We start from the raw sequence: 18352 nt of genomic DNA on the forward strand, positions 1-18352 counted from the left end.
TGAAGGAAAGATTTTGACTATCAAGCTCTCCCAACGTGTTCAAAACATCAAACCGTCTCCGACTTTGGCTATCACAGCACGTGCTGCTGCGCTGAGAGCCGAAGGCAAAGATGTTATTGGTCTGGGTGCAGGCGAACCCGACTTCGATACACCTGAACACATCAAACAAGCTGCTATTGAGGCTATCCACAGCGGCAAAACAAAATACACGCCTGTCGATGGCACAGCAGATTTGAAAGAAGCCATCATCAAAAAGTTCTCAAGAGATAATGGGCTCGAGTATGCCGCGAATCAAGTCTTAGTTTCCGTCGGTGGAAAACAAAGCTTTTTCAACCTGGCTCAAGCCTTTATTGAAGCGGGCGATGAGGTCATCATTCCAGCACCATACTGGGTATCATACCCTGATATGACCCTGCTTGCTGACGGTGTACCGGTTATTATCGAAGCAGGTCAGGAAAACCAGTTCAAAATCACACCTGAGCAATTAGAAGCTGCTATTACAGATAAAACAAAACTGTTCGTTATCAACAGCCCTTCTAACCCAACCGGCATGGCTTACAGCCTAAAAGAGCTTGAAGCGTTGGGCGACGTATTACGTAAACATCCAAACATCCTTATTGCCACTGATGATATGTACGAACATATCTACTGGGCGGATGAACCTTTCTGCAATATTTTGAATGCATGCCCGGATTTGTATGAAAGAACACTGGTCATGAATGGTGTATCTAAAGCCTATTCAATGACGGGCTGGCGTATTGGTTATGCAGCGGGCCCGGCCCCACTCATCGCTGCAATGAAAAAAGTACAATCCCAAAGTACTTCTAACCCAGCATCTATTTCTCAGGCAGCTGCTGTGGAAGCACTGAATGGCGATCAGTCATGCATCAAAACCATGCTGACCGAATTCAAAAAACGTCACGATTTCGTTGTGGCTGAATTGAACAAAATGCCTGGTGTTGATTCATTAGAAACTGACGGCACGTTCTATGTCTTCCCAAGTATCGCTGGTGTACTGGAAAACAAACCAGAATTGAACGATGACATGGACTTTGCTGAAGCATTATTGGTTGAGAAAGGCGTGGCTGTTGTCCCTGGTTCTGCGTTCGGATTGAAAAACCACATTCGTCTTTCAATCGCCACCAGCGAAGAGAATCTTCGTAACGCACTGATTCGTATCGCCGAATTTATTGCGTAAAAAATTATTCAAATTTAGGCTTGACCTACACAGGTCAAGCCACTAGAATAGCCATCTTTCTGTTCCCCGATAGCTCAGTTGGTAGAGCAAATGACTGTTAATCATTGGGTCGCTGGTTCGAGTCCAGCTCGGGGAGCCAAAGAATATAAAGCCTCAGAGTTTCATGCTCTGAGGCTTTTTTGTTTCAGTGTAACTCAGGTGTAACTTCTTACAGTGATTGCCGGTTATCTACAGTGAAGCAAGGCACTCAGGTATTGCGCAATTATTTACAAATTATTAGCTGTAATCTGTACCATAACCACCTTAAAGACGATAGTCTATCTTTTGGCGTAAAGATACGAGAATGTGCTCTGATGGTATCTAATTCGCTGCCCGCCTGGCACATCAGGAGTGAGGGCTCCCACTAACATAAGCAATTATTAACCTACATTTTTCCATACACTGGCACATGTCATCACCACTGTTCCCAGTCTCAGAGTTCATTTTTTAAAGTGATGAAAGATAATCCGCACTTAATTAACATAACTCCATACAGAAAGCTCTAACTCCCAAAGTCATAAGAAGAGGTCATCGATAGTCGTTAACTTAGGTTTATTCCCATAGGCACGGAGCATAAGTCAGATTTAAACCAGATAACATTTAATCACTCTTTAGATTGCTTCTGCCAACACTTCAAAATCAAATTTTTTGAGCTGTTTTGTGTCTACTTTTAGACTAGCCTGCCACAAATCATAGTTTTCCTGTAGTCTCATCCAGCTTTTTGCACTACGCCCTAACACAATCGAAAGTCTGACAGCCATTTCTGGTGATAAGTCAGACTTACCGTTCAACAGTCTATTGAATGTACTGGGGCTTACTTTTAAAGCTTCAGCAATTTTATTTGCAGATACCTTATCGAAGGGATCAATATATGTACGTTGGATCAATTCGCCAACATGGGGTGGGTTAAATTGTTGTAAAGTCATTAGTGATAATCCTCATAATTAACTAAATAAGCGTCACCGTCGATAAACTCAAAAACAATTCGCCAATTACCGGAAACCGTTATTGAATGTTCCCCTGCTCTATCCCCTTTTAACGGGTGCAGGTGATAACCGGGCAAGTCCATATCTTCTATACAATCAGCAGTATCAAGAAATGCAAGTATATCTCGCAACCTTGCTGAGTGGTTTGGTTGAATCCCAACAACGCTACCTGTTAGGAAAAATTTTTTTAGACCTTTATGTTTAAAACTTTTAATCATGTAATAATTATTTCATAAAAATACCTCATTGCGCAACACGCAATAAATATAACCATTAACTATTTTTTCATTCTTTTTAAATGCATTTGTAGACTTATTCTCGATGTACCAAAACATCGTCAGAGGTGGTATCTAACTATATAGAACTTGATTGCAGCTTAATCCCCGTGGGTACGGGGAACACAAATCCTCTTATTAAGTTTTGCCTTGTGGCACCGGTTCACCCCCGTAGGCACGGGGAACACTCATCACTCATAATCCTCAACTCTGATAATGTCGGTTCATCCCCGTGGGTACGGGGAACACAAATCGCTACCATTTAGGCGTCAATAAATGGACGGTTCATCCCCTTGGGCACGGGGAACACAATACATCAAAGGAGAAGCCTAATGCACACTCCGGTTCATCCCCGTGGGCACGGGGAACACCGACGACCGTATTGCGCCATGATGTTGACTGCCGGTTCATCCCCGTGGGCACGGGGAACACCGGAATAGAGCGAGTAACCAATCAGTTACTCGCGGTTCATCCCCGTGGGCACGGGGAACACAGCAGTACAGGCTGACATTGTTGCTGCTCAAACGGTTCATCCCCGTGGGCACGGGGAACACGCGATTCGGATTCTCCCTCATTGGTTCTGTAACGGTTCATCCCCGTGGGCACGGGGAACACTTACAAGGATACCGTTCGGTGTTTTCTGTAGTCGGTTCATCCCCGTGGGCACGGGGATGAACCGTCCTCCATAAGCATGTCCTTTATTTACAGTATATTACTGGGGACAGTATACCTAGGGGCGCAGAATACGTTAACACCTAACCCATTGATTATAAATATATAATAGAATATATACTCTATTATATATTTTGGTGTCTGATGAAAATTGATAACGCCGTCTAATTTAAGCATTATCAAGGAATGACATGAGTTTTAGTTACAAAACTCAAGTAATACAAGAAAAGAAAAACCTGACAAGGAAAATTAAACTACAAAAATTTTTATTGCGAAATTGATAATTATTTCACAAATATTTTGTAATCATATTCCGAAAGTCTTAGTTATATAGCCATTACTTAATGAGTATTCAAAAAATTTGGTTTTTAGATAACCTGTTTTGGCTGTTTTTCTGAATCGTAAATCATCAATACATTAAACAAATAAATATCTTCATAATTATTCTCTTCATTAGTGCTTTCACATAAAAGTCTAATCTGAATGGATACTTTATTTATAGAGAAATGAACACTTTCATACGAACAGTATATAACTAATAAAACCTTAGTATGTGAATGTCACAGACGAATTATTAAATATTTTTTTACTTTATAACGTCTATTTTAATTTTAACCCAGCTTTTCCAGATACTCTTTTAGTATATAGGCGTGGCTGTGTTGTTTGTCTTTTGCTGCATAGAGCAGAACAACATTTTTTTGGGTGACTTCGGCTAGGTAGTCTTTTGCGGTTTGTTTATGTTCACTCAGTTCGCTGAGGTATTTTTTACGAAAGCTGTTCCATTTGTCAGGGTCATGATCAAACCATTTACGTAGCTCATCACTGGGGGTGAGTTCTTTCCAGTGAGCGTCCAGATCGGCGTCTTTTTTTGATACTCCACGTGGCCATAATCGATCCACCAGCACTCGGTAACCTGTGGGTGCATCACTTTCATAAATGCGATGTAGCTTAATGTTCATGTATGCCTCCTTTCATTGCAAGGTGATTAATAAAGCCAACCTGTCCTGAATGACACGCCAACAACGACGAACAAGATGGAAAGAATGGTGACGGGAATGATGTGCCAGGCCATCACTTTGAGTGTGTCTGGAGAGAGATGAGGAATCACACGAAATCGTGCGTGTACAGCAAAGCTGAGTGTTAAAAGCAGCAGACACAATTTTGCCATGATGGCATGTGAGACGGGATTTGTGAGGTTAAACCATTGTGTGATGTCTGGCAGCATATGATAAGCCAGATACAACCCCGTTAAGATTTGAATAATCAGGGCGGGCATGCCTATCTTTTCATAAACTGACTCAAAACTAAGCAGCTCTTCAGGCGAACGATGCTTTAATACCTTAGGCAAGATCACCACTGATAAGACGATATGCCCTCCCGTCCATATGGTGGCAGCGAGTATGTGAAGCAGTAATAATGTCCCGTACATAACTATCCTCTAAATGCATCTATAAAATGGCTTTCAACGAGCAAGCTGAATATGCCCCCGCTTTGATGCGTTTTCGCTACGCTGAAAATAAACAACCACATCATCAAAGCCAGCCCCCAAACTGTGGCATATTGCTGCTGGTTTCGAGTGTTGTAGAGCATGATGTGTGAGAGAAAGAGATAAACGATTAGCAGCAGAAACTTCACCGTAAGCCAAGCATCGATAAAAGGAAATTGCTGCACGATATTGGTCAGCATTAACGCTGCGGTGATTAACACCGTATCAACGCCGTAGCGAAGATAACGAACGGACGTTGAAAGCAGATTATCAGGTTGACTCAGGTGAATGAGCCCATGGATGAAGAGCAAGCCGCCACTGGCAAAGGCCATCAGCCAGTGTACTTGCCTAACCTCATCATAGAACTCAATCACCGTCAGTCAGTCCTTAAATCGGATTGGCTTTTAGCCGCGTTGTTGCCCACCTTCGTATTTTGGTTTGATCCATAAGCTGAGAATAAACCAGGCTAATAACAAAGCGCCGACAGCAAAGATGGTATCGCCGGGCACACGCATCCAGACCAGTAAATCAACAACGGGTTGCTGCATAAAGTCCGCTGAACGGGCATACCAGTAACCATGATTCAGGCTGGCAAATAATTGCATCACACCAAGCGGTAACAGCGTGAGTAAAGCCATCAATGCCAGTCCAATATTGAAACACCAGAAGCTAGCTTTAAGCGTGCCTTCCGGCCAGATGAGATCGGGCTTGATACCACGTATACAGAACAAGGTCAGACCAATACCCAACATACCGTAAACACCGAATAAAGCGGTATGACCATGCAATGGTGTCAGGTTAAGACCTTGCATGTAGTAAAGCGATAATGGTGGATTAATTAAAAAGCCAAATAACCCAGCACCAACCAGGTTCCAGAACGCCACGGCCACAAAGAACATAATCGGCCAGCGGTAACGTTTCATCCACTCAGTCGCATGACCCAACGTGTAATTGTGATACGCCTCAAACCCGATGTAGGCCAGTGGCACTACTTCCAGTGCTGAGAAGCTGGCACCCAACGCCAATACCGGTGTAGGTGATCCGACAAAATAGAGATGATGTAATGTGCCAATTACGCCACCCGACATGAAAATAATCGTGGCAAACAGCACAGCAACAGTGGCTGTTTTGACTGGTATTAAACCCAGACGAGTGAATAAGAATGCAATAACTGCTGTGGCAAAGACTTCAAAGAATCCTTCAACCCAGAGGTGAACTAACCACCAGCGCCAGTATTCCACCATGGAAATATGCGTATGTTCATTCCAGACCAGTGCCGCCCCAAAGAACAAGCCAATGGCGACGGTGGATAGGAATAGTAAACCAATAATGGAACGACTTTCAGAGGGTTGACGTAATGTCGGCCAGAGCGAGCGCCCCACTAAACAAAGCCAGAGTAATAAACCGATAAACAGGAACCACTGCCAGAAGCGACCAATATCGGCATATTCCCAACCTTGATGACCAAACCAGAAATTATGTTCCAAACCTAAAGTTTGATTCACCGCGAACCATTGGCCAGTAAAGGCACCAACCACAATGACCAGCAAGCACAGCCATAGCAGATTCACACCGAATCGCTGATAAGGCGGCTCATACCCCGATACGGCAGGACCGATATAAAGGCCGGTCGCGAGCCAGGCAAGTGCTATCCATAATACGGCCAGTTGGGTATGCCAAGTGCGAGTTATCGAATAAGGCAAAATTTTGGATAACTCAAAGCCATACATAACCTGTCCCTCTACCTGATAATGCGCAGTCACCGCACCAAGTAGAATTTGCACCAGGAATAAAGCGAGCAACACCCAGAAATATTTGGCTGTCGCCATCATCGAAGGTGTGGGTCGTAACTCACGCATCGGATCAGTAACTGGTAATTTACTGGTCGCCTCCTCTTTGCCATGAGACGCCGCGTAGTACCATCCCATTAAACCAATGCCAGCCAACAAGAATGTCACACTGAATGCAGACCAGAGGAACATACTCGCCGGCGGTTTATTATCAATCAACGGCTCATTAGGCCAGTTATTGGTATAGGTAATGTCACCATCGATGCGATTAGTCATAGTGGCCCATGCCGTCCACCAGAAAAAAGCGGAAAGTACACGACGATTTTCTGGATCGGTGACCGTGTTATTTTTCATGGCATAGGCTTCACGCAGCTCAGCCGTTGAAGGTTCATCACTAAAGAGACGTTGGTAATGCTCAGAGACCTGAGTTATCGCTTTGACTCTGTCCAAACTTAAAGTGATGACGCCTGTGTCGGGATTGTATGTATTTTTTCTGACTAGGGACTTCAGCCTGCCTTGCAAAGCGGCTTGCTGTTCGGCATTGGCAAGCTCAAAGCTTTCCACACCGTAATCTCGGTTTGCCCAGAGATTGAGTAAGGCCATCAACTCTCGGTGCATCCAGTCGGCACTCCAGTCCGGTGCAACATAACCACCGTGTCCCCAGATTGAGCCAAGCTGCATACCACCGAAGGATTGCCAGACTTGTCGTCCTTTCTCAATTTCATCGCGGCTGTAGATTAAGTTACCGTCGGTGGTGACGACCTTTTCGGGCATAGGTGGTGCTTGTTGATAAATCTGATTACCACTCCATATCAGCACCCCAAAAGAAACAAACAACAAAAATGCCAGAAATAACCAGAGTTTTTTTACGTTTGTCATCAGTCACTCCTTTGTGAGATGCCGCCTATACCCTGAGCAAGGCTTTATTGAATAACGAGTAAATGACGGAATGGCGTTAATGAACGAGTCATTAACAACATCGATAACTGCGCGTCAATCAGCACATTGACCAATGAATAAAAACTTTTAACGAATTGTTTTTATTTAATAAAACGACTTTATAAAAACATATCGTTAGCTATAAAATCCCGCCTTTTTAATAAGGTATTTCATTTACCTATTTTAATCAATGCATTTGATGATTAGAAAGTTAATATCTGGAAGAGTGTATTGGAGAGTTTTGATTCTGAGACTATAAAAGACAAATAAATTGCAGTACCATCGTGAAGTGGTTAGTTATGTAACATCTGTATTTGTATTAAATATCAGCAATATAAGCTGTTTTTTATATATGAACAATCTATCCCAACTAATCAGATCGAGATTTTAAAAAATGAAAGCGTGATAAAGAAACGGTAAATTTACATATCAGTGTGCTCTATCGGTTGAAATATATAAGCGTCATCACACATCCCAAAAATATGATTATTACTCTAAAGTTTTTTTGTGAGAGAGAATAAGATAATCTCGAACCAAGATACCCACCAAATAGTGCAGATATCCCCATCATGAACAATAAGTTAAAATCAATTAAATCAGCCATCCAATAAAATAAGCTAGCGATAGTTGTCAACATAACTGACATCAGATTTTTTATCGCATTTGAATTATGTATATCTGTATTTGTCATTATAGATAAGCCCGCTAACAACATTATTCCTACACCACCATTGAAATAGCCGCCATACAGACAAATAGCAAACAAAATCAGAAAATGTTGAAGATATTGATGTCGAATTGCATTAGTTTTGAGGAGTGTAATTTTAGGCCCAATAACGAATGCCAGAGTAGACAGTAACATCAACCAAGGCAGCAATCTGTCGAAGTGTTTCTCATCACTCCAATTTAATATTAATGCTCCGCACATTCCTCCCAATAATGAAGCGATAACATATGGTGTCAGATTGTTGGGTAATTTTCTTATGGTATGACGTGAATGCCATACACTTGCAACATAACCTGTTAGTAATGCCACAGTGCCAGTAGCATTAGCAGTAATTGGACTAAATCCTATCAACATCAAAGCTGGCAAAGTAATAAAACTCCCTCCACCAGCGATTGAGTTAAGCATACCGCCTATCAGTCCAGCAAGGATAATGACTAGAGCATCTAACATTGGTCGACTATAAGCTCACATATTTTCTTTTTTCATGTTTGACGCGATGCAATGTTAATTAAAAAGAGAGTTTTAACGGTTTATATCGTATCTTATATAACTAAAATAATGACGTTACATATAAGCTAAATCTATTTGTGTCTTCACTATCATCTAAATTTTCAATTATTGAAATCAAATAAATTAGATAGTTTGATTATCTTGTTATCTCTATAATAGAAATTGTTTTCAGGACTTCGTCTGTTTCCGTATGTCCCTGACTAAGTATGTATTACCCACCCCTCTTTTTAGCTCAAAAAGATCGATCGATTTAAAGAGACTACTTAGATTCTTAAACCCATAGTTTCTAGTATCGAAAGATGTTTTATTAGAAATGTTCGCTCCTACAGGGCCCAAAGCAGCCCAGCCATCTTCATCTTCTGTTGCTTCAATAGCCTGCCTTAACAAATTGATAAGTTTAGTATCTGATTTAATGTTTTTAGGTTTTGTCACAGATTTAGTTTTTTCTTTTTCTTGATCAAGAAAAAGAAATTTAGAACAGGCATTCACAAATGGTAACGGTGTTTTTCGTTCTCCAAACCCTAATACCACTTTTCCTTCTGCCAGGGCTCTAGTGACCATTGGTGTAAAATCGCTATCAGATGTAACAAAACACATCACATCGATCTGTTTTGTATACATGACATCCATCGCATCAATAACTAAAGCAATGTCCGACGCATTTTTTCCCTTTGTTAAATCGAATTGTTGTATTGGTTGAATAGCGTATTCATGCAAAAGTTCCTCCCACGCTTTTAATGTCGGCGACTTCCAATTTCCATAGGCCTTACGAATAGTTACAACACCATAATTTGCGACTTCACTAAGTACATCTTCAAATTTGCTAGCTGGCGCATTATCAGCGTCAATGAATAAAGCAATTCTTTGTTTCGTCTCATCCATGTTTTTCTCGCTATTGCTAAATATGTGTTGAGTAAAATATTTACAAGCAATTACTCGTAAATAGATAGTTAATGCGTATGCTTATTAGGGCAACCATGGCGACTGAATTTTTGATGATTCAAATAAAGCGTTAAGTTGTGAGCGATATCTTTGTTTATCTGCCTGTTTGTACAAGACAAATACTGGAAAAGTAAACTCAGGATAATGTTCATTATGCTTTAAGAGTCCTGCTTTTATATGGTGCTCAACCACTCTCGTACGAAAATAACCGCTTCCACCATTTGTTAAGATGTAATGTAAAGCCAATGGCCCGAGACTAATAGTTAGTTGTGCTCTTGCTAGTTCAGGTAAAGCCACATCATGTTGACGTCTAAAGTCATCTCCCCAGTCCACGTATACATAAGGTTGAGGATTATCAACTGAACTTACATGGATGAGCTTTTCTTCTAATAGTTGCTCGACCTGAACACCTGGCCAATATTCAGGCTGATGAACCAGAATAATATCTAGAACACCATTTTCAAGTTGCTCCATGAGTGATTGACGCTCACCAATCTCAGCTCTAATGGCCACTTCACTTTCAGTGATATTAAGTGCATTTAACCACTGTAAGACAAGCGGACTCCATAAACTGACTTCACTACCAATATTAAGTACATTTTGTACTCCCTCGGGTAGAGGCAGATCTCGTTTTGCCAGCTCCCATGATTGAACCATTTTCGTTGCATGCTCAACAAACCTGACACCATTTGAGGTTAGACTTGCACCTGAACGATTGCGAACAAACAGTTTACATCCAAGTTGTCCCTCAAGATTATGAATTCGAGCGGTTACGGTAGTTTGAGTCACATGCAGTTTTTCTGCTGCTGAGATAAAGCTTCCCGACCTGACAATTTCAAGAAATGTTCTGGCTAAACTGACATCCATATGAATATTTTTGATATTAAGTTGCGATAATATTCATTATATATTACAAAAGAATCTCTCCATAATGTGTTTCAACATTCACAGCACTTGAAACACACTTCATGCAAAATTTAGCTACATCATTATTCACAACATCTGAGTGGGAGGCCGTGGCAAACCTTCTCAAAAGTTTGTCTAATCAACAAACAGAATGGTTAGCAAATAATTTATTAGACATTTCCACTTCAGATAAAAGCATAGCTGCTGAAAAGAAGGCCGTCGTAGCCTATGGAACAGAAACAGGTAATTCGAAAGGTATTGCTCAAAAGTTCTATGAAAAAGCATGTCATCAAGATAAATCAATAGAAATTATTAACCTAGCGGATTTCAAGTTCAAACAACTAAAACATATTGATCACCTATACATTGTGTGTAGCACTCATGGTGATGGCGATCCACCAGAACCCATTACATCTGTCTATGATGAATTGCTTAACCTAAATGAAGATTTATCTCATCTTTCTTACGCAGTGCTTGCTTTAGGTGACAGTTCATATGATCACTTTTGTTTAACAGGTCTCAAAATTGATGCCAAGTTGCGTGAGCTCAGTGCAATACCTTTTACTGAATGTGTAGAGTGTGATGTTGATTTTGAAGAAACGGCTGATGAATGGATTACTTTCTGTCTTCCGACGTTACCAGATATCACAGAAAACGATGAAGCACATCAAAGAAGCAGTAATAAAATCCGTACTTCGACCTACTCAAAAACAAGTCCACTCTCTGTAGAAGTGGTCAAGAATACTCGTTTATCTGATGACTCAAGAACAAACCCTATCCATCACTTAGAATTAGAGATACCAGAAAATATTCAACTGAGTCTGACTGCCGGTGATGGAATCGGTGTTTTACCTCAGAATCCTCCTCAACTCGTACACCAAATATTGTCATTAACAAAATTATCAGGAGACGAATCTGTTGTTGTAAAACAAATTGCCATGCCACTAGTACAGGCTTTGCGTGAATATTGTGATCTCACTTTGGTAACAGCACAATGTTTAACTAAATGGAGTGAGATTTCAAAAAACAATGACTTAATAAAATTAAGTCAGGATAAACAAACATTACGCTCATATCTCAAACGGCACCAATTAACAGATTTACTAGTCAACTACCCTGTACCGTTAAATCCACAACAGCTAATCGATAGCTTAAGGCCGTTACAACCCCGTTTATATGACATTGCCAACAGCACTCGCCAGATTCAAGATGAATTACATCTCACTGTAGAAAAGTATCAATATCTTTGGTCTGGGAAGTTACAAAATGGAATTTGTTCAACATATTTAACGAATATAGAAGAAGGTGAACATCTTCTTATTTTCCCTCATCACAATAAACGGTTTCATTTACCCACCAATCAAAATAGCCCCATTATCCTCATTGCTGACGGAACGGGAGTTGCACCATTTCGAGCTTTCATGCAGGAGATTAGCTCCGATCCTAACCGTGAACATTCAGTGTGGTTAATACTAAGAGAACGTACATTTTTAAATGACTTTCTCTATCAAACGGAGTGGTGCCAATATTTACAAGATGGCCTATTGTCTCGCTTAGATACGTCTTTTTCTGAAGACATCTCAGTTAAATCAATCTACGACATCATTCAAGACAATGAAGACACATTTAAAGGCTGGTTAAACGCTGGGGCACATCTGTATTTATCAGGTCACAAGAACATATTCGACCATCTCACAGAAACCTTGAGCCATGCGTCATCTTATTCTCGGATCTGGCTTCAACTCACTCAGCAAAAACGATTGCATAGAAACGTATATTAATTTTACGGAGAAATAAAGTGACCATACTTACTATTGATCGACAGTCTGATATTAGTCAACCGCTCATTGAACAGCATAGTAATGAACAGCTTAAAGCAAAAAGTCATTTTTTAAGAGGCACGATCAGAGAGGGACTAAATGATTCTAATACAGGAAGTATCAGTCACGATGATGGATTGTTAACAAAATTCCATGGCATCTATCAACAAGATGATCGTGATACACGACAACATCGTCTCATTCGAAAACTTGAACCTCATTATCAATTTATGGTGAGACTCAGAATTCCAGGTGGAAGATTAACCAAACAGCAATGGATAGAAATAGATCGTTTATCACGAATTTACTCATCAAATGGGATTCGTATTACCACACGTCAAACTATTCAACTTCACGGTGTGAAAAAACAATGCTTACAACCACTCCTGATAAGTCTAGAAAAGATAAAGATAGATACCCTTGCTGCATGTGGCGATGACAACCGCGGTATTGTTTGTGGAGTCAATCCTGATGAGTCAAAAATATCCCAACAAGTCTATAAGATCGCAAAAGAAACGAGCATGCGGCTTCTACCTAAAACTGCTGCTTATCGTGAAACTTGGTATGACTCCCCTCCTTCAGTCTCCCACTCTGAAGAGCCACTTTATGGAGATACCTATTTACCTCGTAAATTTAAAATTGGATTCGTCATCCCTCCAGATAATGATATTGATATATTTGCCCAAGATGTCGGGTTTATAGCTGTTATTAAGGAATCTCGCCTGGTTGGCTTCAACGTGTGTGTCGGCGGTGGAATGGGGCAGCTTGACTCCAGAGAAGATAGCTATCCGAGACTATCCACCCCCATTGGCTTTATAGATGCATCAGATGCGCCATTTATCGCTGAGGTCATCATGAGTATTCAACGCGATTATGGTGATAGGAAAGATAGACATCGTGCACGTTTCAAATACACATTAGACAGAATAGGTTTAGATAACTTCAAAGAATTACTCATAAGCCGTTTTGGTAAAAAGCTAGCACCACTAAAGCCATATAAATTCGCGCATAATGGCGATAAGTTAGGCTGGCACCAAACTGAAGATAGTCAGTGGTACGCAACACTACATATTCAAAGCGGACGTATCAATGATCATTTACAAGATCAATTACAGGCTTTCTTTCAGCAATATAGTGGTGAAGTCAGGTTAACTGCAAACCAGAATATTCAGCTTATCAATATTCCACCATATGACATTTATGACGTAGCAAGACGATTATCTGATCTTGGTCTATATGAAAGATTGCTCCCATCAAATCAAGAAGCTGCCACATTGAGCTGTGTTGCACTTCCTACATGTGGGCTGGCTATGGCTGAAGCGGAAAGAATAACACCTGAGTTTCTTACGCTTTTTGATGATTTGAAACGTCAGTATAACCTTCAAAAAACGCCCATCACGCTCAGAATAACTGGCTGCCCTAATGGATGCGCTCGCCCCTACTTAGCTGAAATAGCATTAACAGGACGAGCTCCAGGTTTATATAACTTATATCTTGGAGGTAGTCACCGAGGCGACCGGCTAGCCACTCTGCACGAAAAAAACCTAAGTCAAACTCAGGTTCTCGATGCAATAGCTCCTTTATTCGATTTGTACTCGACAGATCGTATTGATAAAGAGCATTTCGGAGATTTTCTTCATCGATGTAATTTCATTAAATCCTCATCCATCTCTAATCAATCAATACAGGAACGATAGATGTCTGAATTTCTTTTTATACAAAGTCGAGATCCATTCACAGATGCACTGACTAAATCACAATATGAATTAATTCATCATCTCGCCACTGCAGGCAATCGTGTGACGGTAGTGCTTGTTCAAAACGGTGTGATGCCTGCAACCAAAAGCAGCATTTTTACCCCCTTTACTAAATTACTTCATGAAAACATTACACTCGTTGCTGATAAATTTTCTTTACAACAGAGAGAAATAGATGCTGAACAACTGATACCAGAGATATTAACCACCGATCTGGATATTGTTATCAAAGCATTACTGTCAGGACAAAAGGTCATTTGGAATTAGGAGATGACAATGTCACATAATAAAACACTTACTTTCGCCTTTATGGACCCACCATTTGAGAGTGAACGCACAGTCACATTTTTTAGATTGCTAGATGCCGCATTAGATGCTAATTCACATGTGAAGGTTTTTGCTTATGAAGGTGCTGCTGCCCTCTCATTCGCTAAGCAACAACAACATGGCAACGCTATTCATGGAAATGATACTCAACAAGAAGATCATCCACTGACAAAAACGTGGATTGCTTCATTACAAAAAAAAGCACGTAAAAAAGCACTTTCTTTTGAATGGATTAATTGTGGTTTATGTGTAGATGAGCGCGGCGTCAATGACACCATTCCCGGTTGCAACCGAGGAGGACCAGCAGATTTATGGCGCTATGCCTCAGAATCATTTAACACTCTAACTATTGGAACACGTTAATTATGAAAGTTTTACAAATACTTGATCAAGCTTTCAGAACAGTTGTAGAGGAACAAGATGAAACGATTCTATGGCTGATCCAATGCATGCAGAAAAAAGTTGAGCTAAGCGATATCGACCAAATTCAATTATTACTTACAGGTCAAGCCGTGTATTACACACAACAAAAAAAACAGCAACCTCCATTAAAAATAGGTGATTGGTTACAAACTCAACCAGCCAATATCAATAAAGATATCGATAACTTAATTTCATCTCATATTCCCGTTTATGTTGTGTATGAAGATCTATGGGATAGAGGGCTAGAAATGGAAGCGCTACGAGAGGGTATACAAGTAGTAAATAGAGAACAACTTGTTCCTCTTTTTGAGCAAGCCGATCAAATTTGGCATTGGTGACGCTAACCAATATAGCCATTCAAAGTCAGGAGCTTAATCATGAATAAAACAAATAATTACAATGAAGATATCACTAAGTGGTTTTCCGTTGCTGCTTGTATTTATCTAGTCATTGGTACCGGCATAGGAGTGTATATTGCTTCGGAACTCGCCTGGCCAATCCTTAATTTTGATAATCCATATATTAGCTTCGGACGTCTAAGACCTGTTCATACCAACGTAGTCGTCTATGGGTTTGGCGGCTGTGTTCTGATGGCGACGGCTTATTACGTAGTTCAGCGAACCTGCTATGTGAGGCTATGGAGTGACAACATGGCTTGGTTCACTTTTTGGGGATGGAACCTTTATGTGATCGGCGCTTTGGTGACGCTTCCACTTGGTTATACGCAAGGCAAAGAATATGCAGAACTAGAATGGCCATTTGATATTTTATTAACGGCTGTATGGCTAGCCTACTCAATCAATTTTATTTTCACATTGAGCATTCGCCGCGTTTCCCATATCTATGTAGCGAACTGGTTTTTCCTATCCATGATGATAATGTTCACCTATCTACATGTGGTGAATAGCTTGTCGATTCCCGTTGAATTGATGAAATCATACTCGATTTTCGCCGGCGTTCAAGATGCCATGATTCAATGGTGGTGGGGGCATAATGCCATTGGATTTTATCTCACTGCTGGCTTTTTAGGCATCATGTACTACTTTGTACCCAAACAAGCTAACAGACCTGTTTATTCTTACCGATTATCAGTTATTCACTTCTGGGCATTGATATTTGGCTATGTTTGGTTAGGTGCACACCACCTGCAATATACAGCCCTACCTGATTGGACAGGCTCACTTGGTGCAGCTATCTCCCTCGCCATGATTATTCCGTCGTGGGGAGGTGCAATTAATGGCATGTTCACATTGAGCGGGGCTTGGGACAAACTAAGAACCGATTATATTCTGCGTTTCTTAATTGTAGCGTTGGCTTTTTATGCTATGTCTACGTTTGAAGGTCCTGTTATGGCGTCAAAAACAGTTAATGCTCTTTCGCACTATACCGACTGGACTATCGGTCATGTTCATTCTGGTGCATTAGGTTGGGTGGCGATGATTTCTATTGGTGCGCTCTACCATATGGTAGAACGTTTATGGGATACGCGCATGTTTTCAGTCCGGTTGGTTAATGTGCATTTTTGGTTAGCGACGGTGGGTACAGCTATTTACATTACTGCTATGTGGGTGGCCGGTATCATGCAGGGGCTGATGTGGCGCGCTTACGATGACTATGGCAACCTCGCCTACACATTTGTTGAATCTGTTGCTCAGATGCATCCTTACTATGCTATCCGCATGATGGGGGGCTTCGTTTTTTTCAGCGGCGCCTGTGTGATGTTATTTAATGTAATCATGACCATTAGAGCAGCAGTAAGGCTTCATCACAATAATGGACCAGTCATCGCTGATAGCAAAACCGATATTCCGGTTAAGCTTGGAGGCTAGAAGATGAGCACTTTTTTTCTGTTAGCACTACTCCTGAAGTATCACGATACGCCTCATTTATTTATGTTTATTGGTATCGACGCTTTCATAATACTCGCATTTTATTTCATTATTAAGACCGTTTATTCACCTGAAAATGAACGTCACTATAGAGAAGAAAGTTTCATTCCTCTTGATGATGATACCTATGAAGAAAAACAGTTATTTGGTACTCATCACAGCTTCTCATCCAGGAGAAATAAATGACTATTAAAACTAAACTCACAAGTGCGCTAGGTATTCAACATCCTATCGTATTGGCACCCATGGGCAATGTGGCAGGAGGCAGACTTGCCGCTAGTGTATCGAACGCAGGTGGACTTGGCATGATTGGAGTCGGCTATGGTGATATCTCTTGGCTAAAAGCTGAACTTGAAATCATAAAATCTTCAACAAATAAACCTTGGGGAGTCGGCTTTATTACATGGTCACTCACTGATGAAGTGTTTGATTTTGTCATGAGGTATTCACCCAAGGTAGTGATGATGTCTTTTGGTGAGATAAGCCCATGGGTAGATAAAATTAAAGCCCACAATATTCCCCTGATTTGCCAGGTTCAATCATTAGCTGAAGCCCTGGAAGTCAAGAAAAAAGGCGCTGATTTTATCGTCACACAAGGTAGTGAAGCAGGCGGTCATGGCAAAAGCGGACGTTCCACCCTTTCACTAACTGAGGAAGTTATCCATCATGTCCCGAATACACCTATCATAGCGGCCGGGGGGATTGCCGATGGCAGAAGCCTGGCAGGGGTGTTGAGCCTCGGTGCACAAGGGGCCTCTATCGGCAGCCGTTTTTATGCATCCAATGAATCTTTAGCTCATCCCAAGATGAAACAACAATTGTTGACACATAAGGCTAAAGATACTATCAGAACTACCGTTTTTGATATCATACGCGAGATAGCATGGCCTGAGGGCTATAATGGCCGAGCAATTGTTAATCCTTTTATTTCACGTTGGCACGGTTCGGAAGTTGAATTAGCACAACAAGTAGAACATTATCAAAAAACGTTTTTCCAGGCACAGCATGAAGTCAGTCTCGACTCCTTAATTATATGGGCTGGTGAGGGTATTGATAACATAAATTCGATTGAATCGGCAGAAACAATCATCGAAAACCTAATCAGCAGTGCTATATACCATTACAGTATAGACTAATATCATTCAGTCTCATTACACTCTTTATACATCAATAAAATCTGTTTCACTTTTGCTGGACTATAATTCATGATGACTTTGTCTATTACGTCTTACCAAGTCATTTCCCACTGTGAAGCATACATAGACAAACACAGCTGAAATTAAGCCATAGATTAAAGCCTGCACTAATGTCGTTGCGAAGTTAGACTGAGTAACTAATAAAATCATGTACGAAACATAAGATGTATATAAAAGCAGGAATAGAAATCCCTCAAACCGGGTTAATGTGGCACCCACAAAAAATAAGGGTAAACATAAAACTGAAACAGACAACATGACAGGTATATCTAATGTTACCAATTGCGGGCCAGCAATTAATGGCTCTGGTGAGATGAGTCCCGCCAAACCAAGCACCCAGAAAATATTGGAAATATTACTTCCAATCACATTCGCAATAGCCAGCTCAGCCTGGCCGGACCAAGCAGATTTAACGCTGACAGCGAGTTCAAGAGCACTCGTTCTAAAGACTACGACGGCTAATAATACTC

General features: G+C 40.9%; 18 protein-coding genes, 1 tRNA gene and 1 pseudogene. 10 read left to right on the forward strand and 10 right to left on the reverse strand.

The genetic code is table 11. The features are described 5' to 3' along the window. The first annotated feature begins 13 nt into the window (after positions 1–13). Together AC13DA_RS13600 and AC13DA_RS13605 are read left to right on the forward strand one after the other, a co-directional pair. The gene (locus AC13DA_RS13600; RefSeq protein WP_284452123.1) at positions 14–1198 is read left to right on the forward strand and encodes a pyridoxal phosphate-dependent aminotransferase; all 1185 of its coding nucleotides are present in this window, start codon (positions 14–16) and stop codon (positions 1196–1198) included. Positions 1199–1261: 63 nt separating this feature from the next. Beyond that, positions 1262–1337 (forward strand) — tRNA-Asn (locus AC13DA_RS13605). A gap of 511 nt (positions 1338–1848) precedes the next feature. Here AC13DA_RS13605 and AC13DA_RS13610 read toward each other — a convergent pair. From AC13DA_RS13610 to AC13DA_RS13650, 9 genes are all read right to left on the reverse strand, one after another. Next, the gene (locus AC13DA_RS13610) at positions 1849–2163 is read right to left on the reverse strand and encodes a HigA family addiction module antitoxin (protein WP_007145594.1); all 315 of its coding nucleotides are present in this window, start codon (positions 2161–2163) and stop codon (positions 1849–1851) included. Beyond that, positions 2163–2441, reverse strand: coding sequence for a type II toxin-antitoxin system RelE/ParE family toxin (locus AC13DA_RS13615; protein WP_007145595.1), 279 nt, complete (start codon positions 2439–2441; stop codon positions 2163–2165). The genes AC13DA_RS13610 and AC13DA_RS13615 overlap by 1 nt, the downstream gene beginning before the upstream one ends. A 1340-nt stretch (positions 2442–3781) precedes the next feature. Beyond that, positions 3782–4129 (reverse strand): DUF488 domain-containing protein, encoded by a 348-nt coding sequence (locus AC13DA_RS13620; RefSeq protein ID WP_284452124.1) that lies wholly within the window; start codon positions 4127–4129, stop codon positions 3782–3784. Positions 4130–4155: 26 nt separating this feature from the next. Beyond that, on the reverse strand, positions 4156–4599 hold the full coding sequence (locus AC13DA_RS13625) for a CopD family protein (protein ID WP_284452125.1): 444 nt from the start codon (positions 4597–4599) through the stop codon (positions 4156–4158). 2 nt (positions 4600–4601) lie between these two features. Next, positions 4602–5030: a SirB2 family protein gene (locus tag AC13DA_RS13630; RefSeq protein WP_284452126.1), complete on the reverse strand. Its 429-nt coding sequence runs from the start codon at positions 5028–5030 to the stop codon at positions 4602–4604. Between the two features lie 30 nt (positions 5031–5060). Continuing rightward, positions 5061–7325 carry a nitric-oxide reductase large subunit gene (locus tag AC13DA_RS13635; RefSeq protein ID WP_284452127.1) on the reverse strand — a complete coding sequence of 755 codons (2265 nt, stop codon included), beginning with the start codon at positions 7323–7325 and terminating at the stop codon, positions 5061–5063. Between the two features lie 499 nt (positions 7326–7824). Next, entirely contained in the window at positions 7825–8562 is a 738-nt protein-coding gene (locus tag AC13DA_RS13640; RefSeq protein ID WP_007145616.1) for a sulfite exporter TauE/SafE family protein, read from the reverse strand. Between the two features lie 228 nt (positions 8563–8790). Further along, on the reverse strand, positions 8791–9504 hold the full coding sequence (locus tag AC13DA_RS13645) for an NYN domain-containing protein (protein WP_007145617.1): 714 nt from the start codon (positions 9502–9504) through the stop codon (positions 8791–8793). 84 nt (positions 9505–9588) lie between these two features. Next, the gene (locus AC13DA_RS13650) at positions 9589–10431 is read right to left on the reverse strand and encodes a LysR family transcriptional regulator (protein ID WP_007145618.1); all 843 of its coding nucleotides are present in this window, start codon (positions 10429–10431) and stop codon (positions 9589–9591) included. A gap of 101 nt (positions 10432–10532) precedes the next feature. On the opposite strand from AC13DA_RS13650, the gene AC13DA_RS13655 reads away from it, so the two are divergent. Genes AC13DA_RS13655 through AC13DA_RS13690 form a run of 8 tightly spaced genes read left to right on the forward strand, consistent with a single transcriptional unit; the run spans position 10533 to position 17822 of the window. Further along, complete coding sequence (locus AC13DA_RS13655) at positions 10533–12251, forward strand: diflavin oxidoreductase (protein ID WP_007145619.1); 1719 nt, start codon at positions 10533–10535, stop codon at positions 12249–12251. A gap of 17 nt (positions 12252–12268) precedes the next feature. Further along, positions 12269–13987 carry an NADPH-dependent assimilatory sulfite reductase hemoprotein subunit gene (locus AC13DA_RS13660; protein ID WP_007145620.1) on the forward strand — a complete coding sequence of 573 codons (1719 nt, stop codon included), beginning with the start codon at positions 12269–12271 and terminating at the stop codon, positions 13985–13987. Further along, complete coding sequence (locus tag AC13DA_RS13665) at positions 13988–14314, forward strand: DsrE family protein (RefSeq protein ID WP_007145621.1); 327 nt, start codon at positions 13988–13990, stop codon at positions 14312–14314. A gap of 9 nt (positions 14315–14323) precedes the next feature. Continuing rightward, positions 14324–14737 (forward strand): DsrE family protein, encoded by a 414-nt coding sequence (locus AC13DA_RS13670; RefSeq protein ID WP_007145622.1) that lies wholly within the window; start codon positions 14324–14326, stop codon positions 14735–14737. A gap of 2 nt (positions 14738–14739) precedes the next feature. Beyond that, entirely contained in the window at positions 14740–15135 is a 396-nt protein-coding gene (locus AC13DA_RS13675) for a hypothetical protein (protein WP_007145623.1), read from the forward strand. 39 nt (positions 15136–15174) lie between these two features. Continuing rightward, positions 15175–16626, forward strand: a complete 1452-nt coding sequence (gene ccoN / locus AC13DA_RS13680; RefSeq protein ID WP_007145624.1) for a cytochrome-c oxidase, cbb3-type subunit I — start codon at positions 15175–15177, stop codon at positions 16624–16626. Between the two features lie 3 nt (positions 16627–16629). After that, on the forward strand, positions 16630–16872 hold the full coding sequence (locus AC13DA_RS13685) for a hypothetical protein (RefSeq protein WP_091716088.1): 243 nt from the start codon (positions 16630–16632) through the stop codon (positions 16870–16872). After that, positions 16869–17822, forward strand: coding sequence for an NAD(P)H-dependent flavin oxidoreductase (locus tag AC13DA_RS13690; protein ID WP_273182060.1), 954 nt, complete (start codon positions 16869–16871; stop codon positions 17820–17822). Before AC13DA_RS13685 ends, AC13DA_RS13690 begins: the two co-directional genes overlap by 4 nt. A gap of 60 nt (positions 17823–17882) precedes the next feature. Here AC13DA_RS13690 and AC13DA_RS13695 read toward each other — a convergent pair. Further along, a pseudogene (locus AC13DA_RS13695) lies at positions 17883–18326 on the reverse strand (sodium:calcium antiporter); the annotation flags it as partial. Positions 18327–18352: the final 26 nt, after the last annotated feature.

Source organism: Methylophaga sp. F-2 (assembly GCF_056859315.1).